16 protein-coding genes are annotated in these 18745 nt (G+C 67.3%); 8 read left to right on the forward strand and 8 right to left on the reverse strand.

The features are described 5' to 3' along the window. Positions 1-53: 53 nt before the first annotated feature. The gene (locus WFJ97_RS09160) at positions 54-2255 is read left to right on the forward strand and encodes a UvrD-helicase domain-containing protein (RefSeq protein ID WP_336641254.1); all 2202 of its coding nucleotides are present in this window, start codon (positions 54-56) and stop codon (positions 2253-2255) included. Between the two features lie 54 nt (positions 2256-2309). After that, positions 2310-3965, forward strand: a complete 1656-nt coding sequence (locus tag WFJ97_RS09165) for a P-loop NTPase fold protein (RefSeq protein WP_336641255.1) — start codon at positions 2310-2312, stop codon at positions 3963-3965. A gap of 143 nt (positions 3966-4108) precedes the next feature. On the opposite strand, the gene WFJ97_RS09170 is transcribed toward WFJ97_RS09165, so the two are convergent. The 5 genes from WFJ97_RS09170 to WFJ97_RS09190 form a co-directional block, all read right to left on the reverse strand. Next, entirely contained in the window at positions 4109-6937 is a 2829-nt protein-coding gene (locus WFJ97_RS09170) for a LamG-like jellyroll fold domain-containing protein (RefSeq protein WP_336641256.1), read from the reverse strand. Positions 6938-6976: 39 nt separating this feature from the next. Continuing rightward, positions 6977-8527: an Ig-like domain-containing protein gene (locus tag WFJ97_RS09175; RefSeq protein WP_336641257.1), complete on the reverse strand. Its 1551-nt coding sequence runs from the start codon at positions 8525-8527 to the stop codon at positions 6977-6979. Between the two features lie 207 nt (positions 8528-8734). Continuing rightward, the gene (locus WFJ97_RS09180) at positions 8735-9043 is read right to left on the reverse strand and encodes a winged helix-turn-helix transcriptional regulator (RefSeq protein ID WP_336641258.1); all 309 of its coding nucleotides are present in this window, start codon (positions 9041-9043) and stop codon (positions 8735-8737) included. After that, the gene (locus tag WFJ97_RS09185) at positions 9040-9444 is read right to left on the reverse strand and encodes a VOC family protein (RefSeq protein ID WP_336641259.1); all 405 of its coding nucleotides are present in this window, start codon (positions 9442-9444) and stop codon (positions 9040-9042) included. Before WFJ97_RS09185 ends, WFJ97_RS09180 begins: the two co-directional genes overlap by 4 nt. A gap of 250 nt (positions 9445-9694) precedes the next feature. Then, positions 9695-10300, reverse strand: coding sequence for a TetR/AcrR family transcriptional regulator (locus WFJ97_RS09190; protein WP_336641260.1), 606 nt, complete (start codon positions 10298-10300; stop codon positions 9695-9697). An 84-nt stretch (positions 10301-10384) separates the two neighbouring features. On the opposite strand from WFJ97_RS09190, the gene WFJ97_RS09195 reads away from it, so the two are divergent. Together WFJ97_RS09195 and WFJ97_RS09200 are read left to right on the forward strand one after the other, a co-directional pair. Continuing rightward, complete coding sequence (locus WFJ97_RS09195) at positions 10385-11377, forward strand: SDR family NAD(P)-dependent oxidoreductase (protein WP_336641261.1); 993 nt, start codon at positions 10385-10387, stop codon at positions 11375-11377. A 137-nt stretch (positions 11378-11514) separates the two neighbouring features. Further along, positions 11515-11796, forward strand: coding sequence for a hypothetical protein (locus WFJ97_RS09200; RefSeq protein WP_336641262.1), 282 nt, complete (start codon positions 11515-11517; stop codon positions 11794-11796). A gap of 256 nt (positions 11797-12052) precedes the next feature. Here the strand turns inward: WFJ97_RS09200 and WFJ97_RS09205 are convergent, their stop codons facing one another. Then, complete coding sequence (locus tag WFJ97_RS09205) at positions 12053-12295, reverse strand: hypothetical protein (protein WP_247633243.1); 243 nt, start codon at positions 12293-12295, stop codon at positions 12053-12055. 255 nt (positions 12296-12550) lie between these two features. On the opposite strand from WFJ97_RS09205, the gene WFJ97_RS09210 reads away from it, so the two are divergent. Next, positions 12551-15016: a M1 family metallopeptidase gene (locus WFJ97_RS09210; RefSeq protein WP_336641263.1), complete on the forward strand. Its 2466-nt coding sequence runs from the start codon at positions 12551-12553 to the stop codon at positions 15014-15016. Positions 15017-15260: 244 nt separating this feature from the next. Here WFJ97_RS09210 and WFJ97_RS09215 read toward each other — a convergent pair whose 3' ends face one another. Beyond that, on the reverse strand, positions 15261-15878 hold the full coding sequence (locus tag WFJ97_RS09215) for a TetR family transcriptional regulator (protein ID WP_336641264.1): 618 nt from the start codon (positions 15876-15878) through the stop codon (positions 15261-15263). Between the two features lie 54 nt (positions 15879-15932). Between WFJ97_RS09215 and WFJ97_RS09220 the strand changes: the two genes are divergently transcribed. Then, the gene (locus WFJ97_RS09220; protein ID WP_336641265.1) at positions 15933-16523 is read left to right on the forward strand and encodes a biotin transporter BioY; all 591 of its coding nucleotides are present in this window, start codon (positions 15933-15935) and stop codon (positions 16521-16523) included. Between the two features lie 104 nt (positions 16524-16627). Then, positions 16628-16921 (forward strand): hypothetical protein, encoded by a 294-nt coding sequence (locus WFJ97_RS09225; protein ID WP_336641266.1) that lies wholly within the window; start codon positions 16628-16630, stop codon positions 16919-16921. Positions 16922-17044: 123 nt separating this feature from the next. Here the strand turns inward: WFJ97_RS09225 and WFJ97_RS09230 are convergent, their stop codons facing one another. Further along, the gene (locus WFJ97_RS09230) at positions 17045-17482 is read right to left on the reverse strand and encodes a VOC family protein (protein WP_336641267.1); all 438 of its coding nucleotides are present in this window, start codon (positions 17480-17482) and stop codon (positions 17045-17047) included. A gap of 100 nt (positions 17483-17582) precedes the next feature. On the opposite strand from WFJ97_RS09230, the gene WFJ97_RS09235 reads away from it, so the two are divergent. Next, positions 17583-18536 (forward strand): helix-turn-helix transcriptional regulator, encoded by a 954-nt coding sequence (locus WFJ97_RS09235; RefSeq protein ID WP_336641268.1) that lies wholly within the window; start codon positions 17583-17585, stop codon positions 18534-18536. Positions 18537-18745: the final 209 nt, after the last annotated feature.

An 18745-nucleotide genomic window follows, 5' to 3' on the forward strand; every position in this document is an offset into this window, starting at 1 on the left:
ACGAAACCAGATGCGGTCATTTGCGCACTGCCTGACGCAGGAGGGAACTGACCATGCCCACGATCGTCTGGGGTGCCAGCAAGGACCCGAAGCATGACCAAGCCGTCAAGGCGAAGATCTACACCTTCCTCGACAAGCTCAGCGACGACGACACGGTCCCCGGCCTCCACATCGAGCCGATGCAGCAGCCGGTAGACAGCCGAGTCCGCACGGGCAGGGTGGACATCCACTGGAGGGCGGTCCTGTTCAAGCTCGAGCCCATGGGCGGCGAGCCGACGTACGTCTACGCCGGTACGTGGCATCACGACGAGGCGATAAAGCGAGCGCGCACCACTTGTCTGAGTATGAACCCGGTGAACGGCCTCGCCGTCTTCCGCCAAGAGGTCGAGGCGTTCGACGATGTCGCCGAGTTGCCGGCCGCGGTGTCGCCGGCGGTCGCCGCAGTTCCCACCGCCTCCCCTCTCCTGTCAGAACTCGGCTTCTTCGTCACCGACCTGACCGGCGAGTTCGGATTCGACCCGGAGACAGCGGAAGCAGCCTTCCGCATGTCGGACGAAGAGGAGCTCCTCGACTTCGCGAGTGGGCTGGACAACGCTTGGCAGGCGGACGTGCTCGTCGCGATGGGCGCCGGCACAGCACTGCACCTGATCAAGTCGGAGCTCCGACTTGACGAGCCGATCGTTACAGACCCGACCGCAGACGACGACACGAGACTCCTCGAGGCGCTTCGGCATCCGGCAGCGCAGATGCAGTTCACGTTCATCGACGACACCGAGGAGCTGCGTCGCGTCATCGAGGGTGGCGATTTCGGAGCATGGCGGGTCTTCCTCCACCCCGAGCAACGCGAGCACGTGGAGAAGTCGCGGAAGGGTTCCTTCCGCCTCACCGGTGGAGCCGGCACCGGGAAGACCGTCGTCCTGCTGCACCGAGCACGGCAATTGGCGCGCCGGAATCCGGACGCCCGCATTGTCCTCACAACCTTCACCCGCGCGCTGGCGGAGAACCTGCGTCGAGACCTCGAACGTCTGGACCCCGACATCCGATTCGCATCGAAGCTCGGCGCACCCGGCATCCTCGTTCGAGGAGTGGACCAGATCGCTTCCGATATCCGCGCCCTCGCCGGCGGGAACTCGTACGGCGACGTCGCTCTCCAGGTCATCGGATCCACGCGAGACAGCACCGCGATCGCGGCGGAGATGGACTGGAAGTCGGCTCTTCACGAAGTGGGCGACGCCCTCCCCGTCTCGCTGCGTTCAGAAGCATTCTTCGAGGGGGAGTACACGCAGGTGGTGCTTCCTCACGGCGTCCACGATCTCGATGACTATCTCACCGTGCGCCGCCCTGGGCGCCGTGTCGCACTCGACCGAAGTCGTCGGACCGCGGTGTGGGGCGTCATCGAACAGGCTCGGAAGAATCACCGGATCGCTGGCGCGTTGTCCTTCGCCGAGGTCGCTGCGGTCTCGGCAGAGTGGCTCCGGGACTCAGAACGAAACGTCGCGGATCATGTCCTGGTCGACGAGGCTCAGGACCTCGTGCCGTCGAAATGGCAGCTGCTCCGCGCTCTCGTCGCGGAGGGTCCCGATGATCTGTTCATCGCGGATGACACACATCAACGCATCTACGGCCAGACGATCGTCCTCAAGCGATACGGCATCGCTGTTCGAGGCCGTTCTCGACGCCTCACCCTCAACTACCGGACGACTCTCGAGAATCTGCGTTACGCGATGGGGATCCTCGCCGGAGTCGAGTACGAGGACTCCGAGGCTAAGGGCGTGACGACCGACGGCTACCGTTCATCGCGCAGTGGCCCGAGGCCCGCCACGCGATCGACGAAGTCCGACGCCGGTCAGTTCGATGCGATCGCCGAAGACGTGAAGCGCTGGATCGACGACGGTGTGAAGCCCGAGACGATCGCGATCCTTTCAGCCTCCAACACCGCGTCGAACAAGATCCAGCAGGCGCTCGGGCAGCGCGGCGTGGCAGTCGCACTCCTCAACGCACCCCGTATTACCGGTGGTCAACCTGTGGCGATGACGATGCACGCGGCGAAAGGCATGGAGTTCTCGCGTGTGGTCCTCTTCGACGTGTCCGACGGGTCGTTCCCACCGTCAGTGGCGTACAAGGGCGTCCCTGATGAGGAGAAGCCGGACCTGGACAAGCGGTTCCGGTCACTGCTCTACGTAGCTGTGAGCCGCGCAAGGGATGAGCTCGTGGTGACCTGGAAAGGGTCGCCGAGTCACCTGCTGATCGACTAATCATGATGCGCCGCGAGATCCGCTCTCGGCAATCGCGTGGAATATTGTCGATGGGTGAACACCGCCCCCACACGCATCCCGATTCTCGTCGATACGCCGACAGCGGACCCGCGCCTCGGATTCGAGAAGTACGTCGCCGGAATATCGGCAGCTGTCCTCGGAGGACATCCACCGCGGTACACCATCGGCCTTTACGGCCCCTGGGGCAGTGGTAAGTCTTCGCTGCTGGAGGGGCTCGCGAAGAACCTCTCCGAAGGCGAGAACCCCCCGGTCGTAGTTCAGTTCGATGCCTGGAGGTACGAGGCATCTTCCGACCTCTTGCTTCCGTTGCTCGTGAACGTGCGCCGGCGCTTGGATGAGCGTGCCAGCTCTGAAGGTGGGAGCAGATGGCGCGGGATTCACGATCGACTCGCGTCGGTCGTCTCGAGCCTGCAGGTCTCGTTCTTCGGTGTGACCGTCTCTGCAAACACCACGCCGACGAAAGGCCGCGACGCGAGCGACGAGTATTTTCTGCCGTTCGAAAGCTTGACCTCACTGGCCAGCTCGATCGCCGAGGACCAAAGGATCGTGGTGCTGATCGATGACCTTGATCGATGTGCACCCGATAAGGTCATCAACATCATCGAGGCGATCCATATACTCACGGACGTTCCAGGGCTGGTTTTCGTTCTCGCACTCGACTATGGGTACCTCACGTCTGCCATTCGCCGACAGTACGCGTCGGCGGAGATGGACGAAACTGAGGCTGAGCGATACATCGAAAAGGTGATACAGGTTCCTTTTCACATACCTCGCATGGTCACGGACGGTGCGAGAGTTGAGGACCTCATCCCTTCATGGGCCGATATGTCCGATTGGTTTCCGGGGGTAGGCGAGAACACACTGTTCGAGATATACAGATACGGGCTGCGATCCAATCCTCGGCAATTCAAACGACTATTGAATACGTATCTCCTGGCCCGCCATATGTCCTGGGCCGAAGGGTTGGATGCAACATTGATGCTCAGAGTTCTCGGTCTTCAACTTTCGTGGCCGCAGACATTCGACGATATTGCTTTCGAGATCCGTGGAGATTTCGCACCTGACCGCGAGGAATTGCGGCGACTGGGAGACCTCGAGCTATACAAGCTTCTCGCTTCGCAAACGTCAGAGGAAAATGATGGTCCGCGATTGCGCAACTACTTGAGTCGGGTCATGACAGCCGACCTTCGACTCCCGGACATCGACCGCATCATGACTCTGGCGAGAAGCGTGAACGACGCGACGTCTGCCAGCCTCGCCCAGGACGCCGGTGATGACGGCGAAGTGGAGACTTCTTATCAACGCGGAGTGCGCCAAGCCTCCGACGCTCTCGTGGCGATATTGCGTGAGCTGCAAGCGTTCTCGGCGAGTCTTGCCGACGCTCATGGCAAGGAGACGGAGCAGAGGGACACGTCAACATATAGCCGCAGTGCACTGATCGGTCCAGACGGGCGAAAACGCGTGTTTGCTTCATTCAAGGTGCTGAGCCAGAAGAATCGCTTGAATGTATGGGTGCCGCTCGATGCCGACGCTTTTCCCGCATCCCCACATGTACGAAATGTGAAGGGTATCGGACACCATGGAGTCGGCGACACAGAGATATCGGTGAACCCCAGAGACGAATCGTCGGTGAGAACAGCTCGTGAGCTTATTCAAGCCTCCTATCAGAGCATTCAGTTTTTCGAGTGAGGAATGGATACGGCCACGCTCCCGTGTCACGCGACGCAGCCGATCGCTCTCCAGCAGCGGAGGGCGACTGATTGAGCTCGCATTGTGATTAGCCGCCCTCCCCGACCGCGACACATGCGGCCGGAGAGAACGGCAACTCCCCCTCAGTTGTGCGCGATTCGCTCCACGACGCTTGACCCACGACGCCTCAGCACCAACGTCAGCCCCGCAGCGGCTGCCGCAGCGCCGAGCGCGATCCACAGCAGCATCCACGACCCGTCGATCCCGGTCGTCGCAAGCGAGCCATCCGCAGCATCCGCCCCCGCCCCGGCATCCGCTCCGCCACCGACAGATCCACCGCCCGAACCAGACCCACCATCCGAACCACCAGCAGGATCCACCACCGTCACCGAGTCCCACCCGATGACCGCCCCATCCGCGGCATACAGCGCGAACCGGTGCTCACCGAACGGCACCGTCTCCGGCACGGTCAACGAGACCGCACCATCAGCCACGACCCCCGACCCAGCCGACACCGGCGAAGAGAACAGATACCCGTAAACAGTCGCCCCGTCGAACCCAGCAGGCAGCGAAACCGAAACCGTAGACCCCGGCGCGAAGCGCGACGGGTCGACCGAGATCACGCCTTCCAGCGCGTCCGTCAGATCCGACTCCACCGGCGTCCACGGCGACGCACCCTCACCTATCACCACGGACACAGAGACAGCCGCAGCACTCCGCGTCCCGATCGACGGAACGAACGACACCGCGTGCGCGCCAGACCCCGAGATGGGCGACGACAGCGCAACGGTCCACGACCCGTCAGCCGCAACGGCCGAAGAACCGAGCGACACACCGTCGACAACCACACTCACCGAAGACCCGGCAAACCCGCGCCCGGAGAACGACGACACGACAGCATCCGACGGCAGCACCGCATCGAAGTCACCGGAAACGGAGAAAACAGAACCAAGATCCGCCCGCTGATACAGGAACTCACGCGAACTCAGCGCGTGATCCACCACGCGCACCTCGCCCACACACCCGTGCCAGCCGTGCTCGACCTCGGTGTTCCACGTCGAGGCGCCGATGATCCACGGCATGAAGTCCGCGGCCATCATGCCGCCCACGTTCGACGCGTTGCGCAGCACCGGCACGCCATCGACGTACATGATCGCGGTATCCGCGCGAGGGTCGTTCACGATCGCGACGTGGTGCCACGACCCCTGCATGATCTCGCCCGACCACAGCGTGTACGAGTTATGAGTGTCAGTGTCGCCCGCCGAGAACTGGTATTCGCGCAGGCTCGAGATGCCGAGCCATGCGGCGCCGGCTCCCGGGTCGGACGAGTCTTTGATCCCGATCCACTGACGCGCGCCCCCACGCGTCAGCGCGGCGCTCCAGCGGTTGGCGGCCTCGGTCCATTCCTCGTCGAGCTGCAGGAACGCCTCGACCGTGTATCCGGAAGACGAGGAGAGATCCGCGAACGTCGCCGGCGCCCCGTACTCGGTCGAGATGTACGACATGTTGTCGGGACCACTCGCGTTGCGGTGCACGTCGGCGAAGCACACGGCTCCGCGATCCGACGAGTAGAACGGCACGTTCGAGTGGGATACCTGCACGTCTTCGAGCTTCTCGGGAGCGTCCGTGTTCTCGATAGCGCTGCGATACATCGGGCTGTCGCCGGCCACATCCGGGATCTCAGTGGACGAATCCACGACACCCTCCGCCACCGAACCGAACCGCCAGTGCGCCACCGTGCCGTCGACGGCGACGTAGTCATCCGCCCGGCCGGCCGCGGCCCACTGCTCGCCGACGCCGGTGCCGTCCCAGCCCTCCAGGACGATCTCCTTGGCCCGCTCCGACAGGTCGCCCTTCGTCTCCGAACCGGGCGTCACCGAATATCCGAACCGCGATTCGAAATCCAGAGGAAGAGAGAACGACTGCCACTTCCCATCCAGCACCGGAGTGTCGTTCGCGGTCAGCGACTCCTTGTCCTTCACCGTCACCCACGGCGACACCGACTCGACGTCGATGCGGTCGTTCGTCAGGTCGAACTCGAAGAGCGTCATGTATCCGTTGCCGCCGTCGGCAGCCATCTGGTAATCCGTGAGCACCTGGTACACCGGGTGACCGAAGTCGTTCGTGCGCTCGCGCATCGTGGTGCCGTGGAAGTGCCCGTTGACCGTCATGATGATCTCGTCGTTCGAGCGGATCAGCTGGTTCCACAGCTCCTCGCCCCACCACCAGTCCGCCGGCGACGTCTGGTCGAGCGCGATGTTGATCACCGCGTGCGACGACAGGATCACCGGAATGCCCGGGTTCGCGTCGATCACGCGCTGCGCCCACGCGAACGTGTCGGCCGAGGCGTTCCACGCGAGCGCGAGCGACATCCACTCGTGCCCCTCGGCCTCGAAGATGTAGGCGGTCGAGAGCCCGTTCTGGAAGCTGTCGACGAACGTCTCGCCGCCCTGCGCGGCCATGCGCCCCGCGTCGAACCGCTGCAGGTACTGCCACGAGTTCGCCTCCGACGACCGCGCGTTCATGTCGGCGACGTCGTGGTTGCCGGGAACGACCGAGTACGGCACGCCCCCATCGGTCAGCTTCTGCATGGCCGTGGCCGCGGCATCCCACTCGCCCGTCACCCACTGCTGGTCGACGACGTCGCCGACGTGCACGACGAACGGCACGTTGAGGTCATCCTGGCGCTCGACGATCCAGTCGGTCTGCACCTCGAACGGGTTCGTGTCGTACTTCGGGTAGAACTGCGAGGCGCTGTACCGCGAATAGAACTGCGTATCGGGCAGCACCGGCAGCACGAAACTCGAGCGCATCTCATCGGCGATGACAGCGGATGCCTGCGCCAGCGCATCCCCGATCGAATCGGTCGAATCGGCCGCAGCCGCCGGAACGACGGGCGCGGCGAGAAGACCGGCGGTGACGACCGCGGCGGACAGGGCGCGCCAGGGGCGGCGCGAAGTGGGGGAGGTCATGGTCTTCCTCAGGGAGAAGGGGAAAGAAGGGAGAGGGGGTCAGCCGGCGAGCTCGGGGCCGTAGGCCTCGATCTCGGACAGGCTCATCCAGTTGCTGCTCGCCTTGTTCGTGATGATCACGCGCAGGCCGGTGGCGAGCACGGGGGTGCTCTCGAACTCGAGGCTCAGGTCGGGCGTCTGGTTCACGTACGGCCAGGCGACGGTATCCGTGGGCATGTCGATCCAGCCGCCGATGAGATCGCGGTACTGCACCGTCACCCCGCCGACGTTCTTCAAGCCGTTGAGGTCGAAGACCCCGGCGCCCGTGAGCTGGCGCGGCTGGTCGAAGTAGAAGCTCACCGTGTTCGGGTTGACCCGGTTCGCGGCCCCGCCGCTGCGCCAGTCGTCGAACCCGGTGACCGTGCGGTTGCCGTCGGTCAGGCGGAAGTTCGTGCCGTTCATGTGCGTGTAGTCGTAGTGGATGCCGGCGCCGCGCAGGATGTTCACGCTCTCGGCGGGCGCGATCGTGATGACGAGGCGGGCGTCGAAGCCGGTCGCCGCGGTGGCGGGGACCTCGATCGTGCCGGCGGATGCCGTCGCATCGGCGCCCACGGACGCCCAGTCCCACGTGACCTTCGCGCGCACCGTGGTCGTCGAGCCCGAGACCGTGCGCTCGACGTGGGTCGGCGCGTGCATCTGCAGCTCCTTGAGCGTCTGGCCCACGTAGCCCGACATCGTCGCGTCGGCCGCGCCGCCCAGCGAGCCGACGAGGTATTCCGCCGTCACCGGGACGGTCTCGCCGAAGTATCCGGTGCCGGTGCCCTCGACGGTCACCGTGCCGTCGGTGTTCCAGACGTCGGATGCCGGCGCGTTCCACGCGATGTTCGCGAGCGGAGCGGTCAGGCCCCACGAGTACTTTCCGGTCAGCGCCGTCGGGAACGCGGGCGTCGTGCCCGTGTCGACGCGCTGCCGGTGGGTCTCGACGGTGGCGGTGAGCGGATGCATCCGCCACTTCTGCACGTTCGCGCCGCCGGCGTCGTAGGTCTGCACCTCGCTGCCCGCCGCCGTCGCCCAGTTGTACATGTCGAGGCCGGCGATCGCGCCGTTGCCGTACGCCTGGACGCCGCGCAGGTAGCTGTATCCGTTGCCGGCGTCGCTCACGGTCCACTGCGCGAGGGAGTTCGCCGCGGCCTCGTCGAGCGTCACGCCGGGGAGCGTGAGGTAGCGGAAGTTCGGGTCGTCGTTCGCGCGACGGGCGAGCACCTGACCGTCGTCGTTCGCGAGCACGAAGGTGTTACTCGCGCCCTCGACCGGGTAGGCGAGCACCGCCTGGGCGCTGAGCTCGGCGGGGGTCTTGGCTAACGGGAACACCGCCGCGGCGGCACGCGTGCTGTCGGGCACGGTGGTCTGCGCGTTCGGGTTGCCGATCTCGATCACCTTGCCTGGCGCACTGAGGCTCTCGATCAGGAACGGGGTCGGCTCACCGAGCAGCGCGGGATCGGGATCGGCCTCGGCGACCGCGATCGAGGGCAGCAGGGCGAGGGAGGTGAGGGCGGCCACGCTCACGGTCGCGAGGGCACGCCGACGGGCACGACGAGAGAGGGTTCTCATGCGGGGGGTCCTTTCGGAGCGCGCACGAGCAGGGGTCTCGCCGCGCCGACTCCGAACCTAGGGACCGCGGATGCCGGCAGGCGGCGCGGGAGTGAACGAATAGTTAATGGGGTGAGGCGTTTGGGTGCCCTTCGACAGGCTCAGGGACCCCGTCCCTCGCTCCTGGGTTGCCTCGTTACTTGGTTCCCTCGTTACTGGGTTGCCTCGTTACTGGGTTGCTGAGCCTGTCGAAGCATCCCTCCCCGCTCGGCCCCACGCGCCCAGCGCATCGATCGCCTCCCCCAGCGCTTCCCCGCGCTCGGTCAGCGCGTACGCGCGGGTGTTGTGCGTCAGCGGCAATCGCCTCAGCACGCCGGCTTCTTCCAACTCGCGCAACCGGGTCGCGAGCATGTTCGTCGGCGCCCCGAGCTCGCGCTGCAGATCGCCGTAGCGTTGCGGACCGGCGAGCAACTGCTCCACGATGAGCAGCGCCCAGCGCGCACCGACGATGTCTAGGGCGGCGGAGAGGTCGCTCACGCGGTCTGGTCGCTCGCCGGCTTCATCCAGAACGGCGAGTAGTGGTAGCCGTCGGGGTCGTCGAACTGGCGCTGATACATGAAGGGGTAGTCGTCGATGTCGCCGACGCGACCGCCCGCGGCTTCGGCGCGCGCGACGAGTTCGTCGACCGCCTCGCGGCTGTCGAGGTCGAACGAGACCGTGACCTTCGACGGGGTGTCGGGGCCGCCGATCAGGGCTTCGGTGCCACCGACGCTCGCGTACATCTCGCGGCTGCCGAGCATCACGTACTGCTCGGGCGCGATCTGGAAGCACGACACGTTGTGGTCCGACATCTCGGCGTTGAGAGTCCACCCGAGGGCGGTGTAGAAGGCGGTGGCTCGTTCGACGTCAGCCACGGGACAGGTGATGAAGAGGCTCATGCGTTGATACTTGCAAAATGCAAGTGCGGGATCAAGGGGTGTTCGGCATCCGCTCGTCGGCCCGCTCGCCTGCAGGGTCGTCTGCCCGCTCATCTGCAGGGACGGATCACATCTGCAGGGAGAAACGGGCGGATGCTCCCTGCAGGTGTGACATCTCCCTGCAGGCGTTGCGGGGTGGGCCCTTCGACAGGCTCAGGGACCCAGCCTCTCGGGGTGTGGCCCTTCGACAGGCTCAGGGACCCACTTCCGACTACTGGGTTGCTGAGCCTGTCGAAGCACCCCGCCCCGGGTCACCGATCCCCCGCAGCAGCACCCGCACCGTCGCCTCGACGCGCTCGTCGCTGAGCGGTCGGCCCAGCAACGCGGCGTAGCTCGACATCGCGACGAACTGATCAGCGATGACTTCGGCGTCGGCATCCGATCGCACCTCGCCGTCGGCGACCGCGAGCGCCAACCGCTCGCGCACCCACTGGCGGATCGGCGCGGCCAGCCGTTCGTTCAACGCGAGCCCGAGCGCGGCATCCGATGCGGTCACCACGATCAGCGCCCGCGCGATCGCGACGCCCTCGGCGTCACCCAGCGACAGGCTCATGGCCGAGAACCAGGCCCGCAGATCCGCCCCCAGATCAGAAGTGAACGGCACCGAGACCGCGGCGCCGGGCACCGCCCCCTCGAGCAGCGCCTCACCGAGGATCGCAGCCTTCGACGGCCACCAGCGGTAGATGGTCTGCTTCGAGACCTCGGCGGCCTCGGCGAGCCCCTCGATCGTCACCGATTCGTAGGCGCCCGTCGACACCGCGGCGCGCATCGCGTCCAGAACGGACCGGCGCGCTTTCTCACTGCGAGGACGGGGCACCATCAGAGGCTACTCGGGCGTACACTGATCCATAAGTAGACGCACCGTTGCGAAACTCGCAGAAACCCGAACAAGGAGCACGACATGGCCCTCACCGCCCACTCCACCATCGGCGAATGGCTCGACGACCCGACCGGCGGCCCGCTCATCCGCGGACTCTTCGAGCAGACCGGCGCCGACCCGTCGCTCCTCACCCCCGTGCTCGGCCTGCCGCTGCAGCAGCTCGTCGCGATGAGCCAGGGCGCCATGCCGCAGTCGGTCGTCGACGACCTCGTGCGCGCGGCCAACGGCGGCGTCCTGCCGGTCGAGGAGGCCGAGCCGGTCGTCGAGGCCGGCGCCCGGTTCACCGGCAAGACCGTGATCGTCACGGGCGCGGCATCCGGCATCGGGAGGGCGACCGCCGAACGCATCGCCCGCGAAGGTGGACGCGTGATCGCCAGCGACATCGCCGCCGAGAAGCTCGACGCCCTCAAGGCCGACAACCCGGATGCCGACATCGTCACCGTCGCCGGCGACCTCACCAAGCAGGACGCGATCGACGCCGTCATCGCCGCCGCGGGCGACACGATCGACGGACTCGCGAACGTCGCCGGCATCAACGACGACTTCTCGCCCGCAGGCGAGACTCCGGATGCCGTGTGGGATCGCGTCATCGCGATCAACCTCACCGCGCCCTTCAAGCTCATGCGCGCGGTGCTGCCGATCATGGAGAAGGCCGGCCGCGGGTCGATCCTCAACGTCTCGAGCGAGGCGGGTCTGCGCGGCAACGCCTCGGGCAACGCCTACACCGCCAGCAAGCACGGCATCATCGGCGTCACGAAGTCCGCGGCGTTCATGTACGGCCCGAAGGGCATTCGCGTGAACAGCGTCGCTCCCGGCGGGGTGGCCACCGGCATCCCGATGCCCCCGCACATGTCGGAGTACGGCTCGGCCCGCCTCTCCCCGTTCCAGCAGGCGATCCCGACCGTCGCGACCGCCGAGCAGCTCGCCGCCTCGATCACCTTCCTGCTGTCGGACGACGGCGTGAACATCAACGGCGCGATCCTCGCCTCGGACGGCGGCTGGTCGGTGCAGTAGGCCTCTCGCCGCGCGCCGGAGTGCACCGATCGGTCGGAAATGTCGGTTCTCGACCCGGAGAACCGACATTTCTGACCGATCAGTGCACTCCGGCGGCAGGGGTGGTGCCAGGTGTCGAGACCGACTAGCCTCGTCCGATGCCCGAGGATGCCGCCCCGCAACCGTCACTGATCCAACAGCGTCTCGCCCTGCAGCGACGAAGAGTTCTGGCACTCGTCCAGACCGTCATCGCGGCGGTTCTCCTCACGCTGTGGATCGTGGTGCTGTCGCTCGACGGCGTCGGTGACCTGCGGTGGCTCGGTGCCATCGCGATGCTGCTCTTCGTGCTCGTGGGCGTCTTCACGCTGCGCAATGTCCGCCGTGACACTCGCGCGTTCGAAGCCGAGCACGGCACGGATGCCGGGGTGCAGAAGCCCTGACGCGGATCTTCATCCCGCGGCATCCGCCTGCGCGCGTTCGGTGCGCGCCCGCACCGGTCGGGAGGAGATCTCGCGTTCCGCAGGAGCCAAACCCTGATTCAGTCCTGCGGAACGCGAGAACTCCTCCCCTAGCGGCTCCACCCGGCTCGAGAACTCACCCGCACACACGAGAGCGCACCGCCCAGGGGTGGTGACGGTGCGCTCTCGATCCTTGCCCGGGCGCGCGGACGCGACCGGAAGATTCGGATGCCGAGGCTCAGCCCTGCATCGACACCCCGACACGATCGCGCGGATGCCGCGCGTACGGGTCATCGGCGTCGGCGGGAGGCTCCTCGTCGTGGATGAGGTGCTCGACCTGGCGCGCAGCGGCCGAGCCGCGGCCCGCGACGACGGCATCCGCTTCGGTGAGATATCCCGATCCGATCACCCCCGCCTCTCCTTCGATGCGGTTGAACCAGATTCCGTTGCGGTGAAACGTCACTATGTCGCCGGCAGCCATGCCTATCTCTCCTTCGATCTGCCCCCTGTCTACGCGACGGCACCGCCCCGCAGAACCCCCTTGCCGGATCCCTCGACGGCAGGTAACGGGACAGGAAAAATTCCTGCAATCTGCCCGACACAATGGCGATATATTGCCGACATAGGACTTCCCTAGGTTGCGATCAACCCGCATTCGCGACCCCGGCCACAAGCCACCCCTGCACCACGACGACGTGACCGGTCGCCTTTCGTTCCTGCCTACCCGAAAGCACTCATGACCCGACTGACTCCTCTCCGACGTCGGCGGCTGCTCGCGACCACCATGGTCACCGCGCTGTTCGCCGGCTCCCTCCTCGCCACCGCCGTTCCGGCATCCGCCGCCGACGACCCGATCGACGGAGCCCGCACCTCGGGCGACGCCATGTTCCCCAACGTCGGCAACGGCGGATACGACGCCCTCGACTACGACATCGACATCGCGTGGAGCCCGACCGGCGTCGCCGGCACGGGCAGCACCGCCGTCGTCACGGGCAAGTTCGACTCGGCATCCACCACCATGACGGCCCGCGCCCTCGCGCCGCTGCGCTCGTTCTCGCTCGACTTCGAGGGTCTGACCGTCGACAGCGTGTTCGTGAACGGTCAGCCCGCCACCTGGTCCCGCGACATCGACGCGGCAGCCATCAAGTACAAGCTCATCGTGACCCCGGCGACCCCCGTCACCGGCGAGTTCACCGTCACCGTGAACTACAGCGGCGTTCCGGTGTTCCACACCGACGCCGACGACAGCCAGGAAGGCTGGAGTGGCACGAACGACGGCGCGATGCTGCTGGGCCAGCCCATCGGCATGATGACCGGCTTCCCGCACAACAACACCCCCGGCGACAAGGCCACCTACACGATCACGGTGGATGCCCCGTCGACCCTCACCAACACCGCGGGCGTGAGCGCCCCGGGCGCTGTCGCGAGCAACGGCGAGCTGCAGTCGAAGGTCGTCAGCCAGTCGGGCGAGCGCACCACGTGGACCTGGCGCCAGCAGAAGCAGATGGCGTCGGAGCTCGTCGTCATCGGCATCGGCCGCTACGAGGTCGTCGAGGGCAGCATCACGCTGCTCGACGGTCGCACGATCCCGTCGTGGTCGTTCATCGACTTCGGCCTCAGCGACGCGAACAAGACCACGGTGCGCAACCGCATCACGCAGCTGCAGACCATCACCCAGAACCTCGAGCGCATCTACGGTCCCTACCCGGGCAACAGCACCGGCGTGATCGTGAAGACCGTTCCGAGCGCGATCAACTACGCACTCGAGACGCAGGACCGCTCGTTCTTCCCGAGCGTGAACTCGGTCAACGGCAACACGCTCATCCACGAACTCGTGCACCAGTGGTACGGCAACAACGTCGCCCCGTCGACGTGGACCGACATCTGGATGGGCGAGGGCATGGCGACCTGGGGTCCGACGTACTACAACTCCTCGGAGGGACCGGCCGCCGGCGCGACCCTCTCGGAGCAGACGTACTTCAACTCGTGGAACAACACCGCTCCGACCAGCGCCAACTGGAACATCGCACCCGGCGGTCAGACCGACTCGGCCAACCTCTACGGCTACCAGACCTACACGCGCAGCGCGCAGTTCTGGGCGGCGCTGCGGGTCGCGATCGGCGATGAGCCGTACTTCACCCTGATCAAGCAGTGGCAGGTCGACAACGCGGGCAAGAGCCTCGCCGGCGCCGACCTGAAGGCCCTGGCCGAGGAGCTCTCGGGCTTCGACCTCACCGCCTTCTGGACCGACTGGATCCTCGAGCCCGGCAAGCCCGCCTGGCCCGACAAGTACTCGGTCGCACTCAGCGGCGGCAGCCCCGAGGTCGCGCTCTACCCGGGCGAGACCGTGTCGTACACCGTCACGGCGCTCAACACCGGTCGCGTGCCGCTGGCCTCGTCGGTCGTGTCGGTCGACGTGAGCGCTCTGCTCGCGAACGCCGACCTGGTCGTGCCCGAGGGCGCCACGCTCGACGGCACAACACTCAGCTGGCCGATCCCGGTCGGCACGGCGGTCGGCACGAGCGCGTCGCTGACCATCGACGCGACGATCAGCGAGGAATCCGCCGGCGGCTCGTTCGCGCTGGCCGTGAAGCCCCTCACTCTCGGTGGAAGCTGCACCGAGACGTGCGCGGTCGACACCTCGGTCGTCGAGATCGTCGCCCCGACCGAGCTGCCCACCATCACGGGTGAGGCCGTCGTCGGCGAGACGCTGACCGCGACCTCCGCGGGCTGGCCCGAGGGCACCGAGCTCACCTACGAGTGGGCGATCGACGGTGTTCCGGTCGAGGTTCCCGCGGAGGACGAGGAAGAGCCGGTCGACGAGCCCGCCGGGCTGATGGCCGCTCGCGCCGTCGATGCCGGACCGAGCTTCGTGATCCCGGCATCCGCTCTCGGCGCCCGCATCACGGTCACGGTCACGGGCACCCTCGAGGGCTTCCGCAGCGGATCGGTCACGTCGGAGGCGACCGTCGCGGTCGCCGCAGCCGAGGTTCCCGGCGGAGGCGAAGACCCCGACAACGGCGGGGGCACCGACGGCGGCACCGGCGGCGGCGGAGCCGTCACCCCCGGCGACCCCGACGGCTCGGGCGAGCTCAGCCAGACCGGGGGCGAACTGCCCACGGCACTCGGCCTGCTGGCCCTCGTGCTGCTCGTCGGCGGAGGCATGTTCGTCGCCGCTCGGCGCCGCAAGCTCGAGGTCTGATCGAGGTCTGATCGGCTGACACACGCGAGCGCCCGTCCCCGGGATTCCGGGGGCGGGCGCTCTCGCGTGCGGTCGGCGGGCGGTGAGGGGTCAAGACACGCCGTAGACGGATGCCGCGGCACGGCGTGTTCTGACCCCTCGGCGTCTTGGACGAGGCCCTTCGACAAGCTCAGGAACCCAGTTGCAGGTGCGGCCGAGGAACCCGGGTCGCTGAGCCTGTCGAAGCGTCCCGCCCCGCGAGAGATCAGCGCCCCGCGACGGCGGCCGAGCGGATGCCGGAGACGATGAGCGCGAGGCCGGCGGCGAAGTCGTCGTCCGGGCTGGCGCCCGGGGAGGCGAGTCGCGCGGGTGAGAGGTCGACGGAGGCATCCGCGGCCCCGATGACAGCCGCGTGCACCCGCTGCTGCTCGTGGAACGTGAACCCGATCACGTAGTGCACCAGGGTGTCGGCGGCGACCTCGGCCGCGGCATCCGTGAGCCCCGCGGCGAGCGCCGCGTCGACGAGCCGCTGCCGAGCGGGAAGGTCGAGCAGCCCGAGGGCGAGCGAACTCGACACGACCTCGGCGCCGTCGCGGTGGGCGAGGAGACGGTCGCGCAGCGCGGTGGCCGTGGCGGTGAGGTCGGGGGCATCCGATTCGGCGTCCGATTCGCCGGCGACCATGCGGGCGCTGACCGCGGCCAGAAGCGCCTGCTTGTTCGGGAAGTGCCAGTACAGCGCACTCACCTGCACGTCGAGCTCGTCGGCGATGCGGCGCATCGAGAGCCCGGCGATGCTGTTCTCGGCGAGAACGCTCATGGCCGCGTCGACGACGTCGGGCTTGCTGCGCCTCGGGGCGGGCTGATCTGCGGATGCCGCGTTCATGGTGCTACTGTACCGAACAGTGTTCAGGTGAACAGTGTTCAGGAGGAACTTCCCATGTCAGCATCCGCCGTCTCCCCGCGCTCCGCTCTGGTGCTCGCCGACCTCGTTCCCGGCGCACGGGTGCGGGATATCGCACTCACGCTCGTCGGCACCGCGTTCATCACGGTCGCCGGATACATCGCCATTCCGCTTCCGTTCACGCCGGTGCCGCTGTCGCTCGCGACCTTCGCCGTGTTGCTGACGGGCGCCTCGCTCGGACCCCTGCGCGGAAGCGCGAGCGCGCTCCTCTATCTGGCTCTCGGCGTGATCGGCGTGCCGCTGTTCGCCGGCGGCAATGCGGGCTGGGCGTTCTCGTCGTTCGGATACATCGTCGGCTACGTGGTCGCCGCCCTGCTGGTCGGCACTCTGGCACGCCGCCGAGCCGACCGCTCCGTGCTCTCGACGCTCGGCCTCGCCGGCCTCGGCTCGCTCGCGATCTACGCGTGCGGCGTGCCCTGGCTCGCGGCCTTCGCCGGGGTCGACATCCCCACCGCGATCGGCCTCGGCGTCGTGCCGTTCCTCATCGGCGACGCGATCAAGATCGTCGCGATGGCCGGACTCCTCCCCGCCACCTGGCGCCTGATCGATCGCACCCGCCGCGACTGACCCGCCCCGGCACGCGCATCGATCGGTGCGGGATGTCGGTTCTGCCGCCGGATAACCGACATCTCGCACCGATCGGTGCGGTGGTAACTCCTAGACTCGGCGGCATGACGAACTCCCCCGCACCCCACGTGCGTCCGAACCGGATCGCCCTGCCCGCGCTCGCGCCGACGCTGTTCGTCGTCGCCGCACTGTTTCTGCCGATCGGCGCGTTCCTCGGCACGATCAACGCGGATCGCGACGTCGACTGGGCGATCTTCCAGACACAGCTCGGCACCGTCATCTTCTGGTTCGGAGCGGCGTCGCTGTTCATCGGACTGCTGCTCGTCGGCATCCGCTCGATCGCGCAGCAGCACCTCGACTTCGCGTTGCGGGCGCAGCGCCTGCAGCGGCCCGAGTGACGCACGCCGACTCGCCCGCACCCCGTACCCAACTCAGGAAAAGTCGGCCGAATCGTCCCCAGAACCCCCATTCCGGCCCGATTCGACCAGTTCTTCCTGAGTTGGGTACAGCGCCGACCGGCCTCACGCCACGTCGAGCACCCAGGTCACCCCGAACCGGTCGGTGAGCATGCCGAATCCGGCCGACCAGGCCGACGCGGCGAGCGGCTCGACGACGGTCGCGCCCACGGCGAGCGCCTCCCAGTACCCGGTGAGCTCGTCGAGCGACGAGGCCCGCAGCGACTGGAAGAACGGACGGTCGGTGATCGTCACACCGTTCTCTCGACGGGTGACCCCGGCCGGAGCGTCCGTCGCTCCGGGGATGTCGTAGGCCATCAGTGCGATCGCGCCCCCGGCGATCTGCCCGAAAACGACCTCGTCGGCACCCGGCACGTCGGCCGGCATGCCGAAGTCCCCGTAGGTCGCCGCCGTGACGGTGCCGCCGAAGACCTCGGCGTAGAAGTCGAGCGCCGCGCGTGCGGTGCCGGCGAAGTTGAGGTGGGTCGTGGTGGTGACGGTCATGATTCCTCCTGTGAGAGATGAGCCGAGCGGATGCCCGTGCGCCCACTCTCTCGACAGAAGAGGTCAGTTTCGGTCCGCTTCTCGGAGCACAATAAGAGACATGGCCGGAAGCTCGTCACGGATGCTCGCACTGCTCTCTCTTCTGCAGACGCAGCGCGATTGGCCCGGCGCCGTGCTCGCCGAGCGTCTCGAGGTGAGCCCGCGCACGGTGCGCCGCGACGTCGACCGGCTCCGCGATCTCGGTTACCGGATCGGCGCGATCAAGGGACCCGACGGCGGGTACCGACTCGCCGCCGGGTCGGAGCTCCCACCCCTCCTCTTCGACGACGAGCAGGCCGTCGCCGTCGCGGTCGCCCTGCAGAGCATCCCGGCGAGCGGCATCGACATCGACGAGGGAGCCGAGCGGGCGCTCGCGACGGTACGCCAGGTCATGCCCTCGCGCTTGCGGCATCGGATCGACGGCATCCGCTTCCAGGGATCGACGGCTGCCGACCGCGTCGACCCCGCCACCCTCGAAGCGGTGACGGCCGCAGTGCGCGACCGGCACGTGCTGCGCTTCGACTACGGAGCGACAGAGGCGGATGCCGCGCGCCGCCGCGTCGAGCCGCATGATGTCGTGTCGCGCCAGGGCCGCTGGTACCTGATCGCGTGGGATCTCGACCGCGACGACTGGCGCGTCTTCCGCCTCGACCGCCTGCACCCCCGCATCCCGACCGGCCCGGCGTTCACTCCGCGCGCGCTGCCCGGCGGCATCGACGCCCGCACCTTCCTCGCGGCACGGTCGAAGGGATCGGATGCCGCCGACCGCTGGCCCTGCGTCGGCACCGTCGTGATCGACCTGCCCGCCCGCGAGATCACTCCGCACCTCGACGACGGCGATCTCGAGCAGCTCCCCGACGGACGCTGCCGCCTCACGCTCGGGTCCTGGTCGTGGACCGGTCTGGTCGCCGCGGTCGCCCGCTTCGACGCCCCCTTCACGATCGAGGGACCCGCGGAGTTCGCCGAGGCATCCGCCGCTCTCTCGGCCCGCCTGGCCGCGGCATCCGCCCCCTGAAGCGCGCACGACTGCACGGATCGGTGCGAAACGTCGGGAATGCGGTCCCAGAACCGGCATTTCGCACCGATCGGTGCACCCCGAACCACCGATCGGCGCACCCGAACCACCGATCCACGCACCCGAACCACCGATCCACCACCCCCACGACACCCGGCCGGCCACCCGACCGCACCCCGGTAGACTGGCACTGCCCCGCCGGCCCCTTC

This window comes from Microbacterium sp. USHLN272 (assembly GCF_037149655.1).
GTDB lineage: Bacteria > Actinomycetota > Actinomycetes > Actinomycetales > Microbacteriaceae > Microbacterium > Microbacterium galbinum.

Coding starts and splice junctions, on each gene's coding strand:
- WFJ97_RS09160 (WP_336641254.1), top strand. CDS start 54: ATGCCCACGATCGTCTGGGGTGCCAGCAAGGACCCGAAGCATGACCAA.
- WFJ97_RS09170 (WP_336641256.1), bottom strand. CDS start 6,937: ATGACCTCCCCCACTTCGCGCCGCCCCTGGCGCGCCCTGTCCGCCGCG.
- WFJ97_RS09175 (WP_336641257.1), bottom strand. CDS start 8,527: ATGAGAACCCTCTCTCGTCGTGCCCGTCGGCGTGCCCTCGCGACCGTG.
- WFJ97_RS09185 (WP_336641259.1), bottom strand. CDS start 9,444: ATGAGCCTCTTCATCACCTGTCCCGTGGCTGACGTCGAACGAGCCACC.
- WFJ97_RS09195 (WP_336641261.1), top strand. CDS start 10,385: ATGGCCCTCACCGCCCACTCCACCATCGGCGAATGGCTCGACGACCCG.
- WFJ97_RS09200 (WP_336641262.1), top strand. CDS start 11,515: ATGCCCGAGGATGCCGCCCCGCAACCGTCACTGATCCAACAGCGTCTC.
- WFJ97_RS09205 (WP_247633243.1), bottom strand. CDS start 12,295: ATGGCTGCCGGCGACATAGTGACGTTTCACCGCAACGGAATCTGGTTC.
- WFJ97_RS09210 (WP_336641263.1), top strand. CDS start 12,551: ATGACCCGACTGACTCCTCTCCGACGTCGGCGGCTGCTCGCGACCACC.
- WFJ97_RS09215 (WP_336641264.1), bottom strand. CDS start 15,878: ATGAACGCGGCATCCGCAGATCAGCCCGCCCCGAGGCGCAGCAAGCCC.
- WFJ97_RS09220 (WP_336641265.1), top strand. CDS start 15,933: ATGTCAGCATCCGCCGTCTCCCCGCGCTCCGCTCTGGTGCTCGCCGAC.
- WFJ97_RS09225 (WP_336641266.1), top strand. CDS start 16,628: ATGACGAACTCCCCCGCACCCCACGTGCGTCCGAACCGGATCGCCCTG.
- WFJ97_RS09230 (WP_336641267.1), bottom strand. CDS start 17,482: ATGACCGTCACCACCACGACCCACCTCAACTTCGCCGGCACCGCACGC.
- WFJ97_RS09235 (WP_336641268.1), top strand. CDS start 17,583: ATGGCCGGAAGCTCGTCACGGATGCTCGCACTGCTCTCTCTTCTGCAG.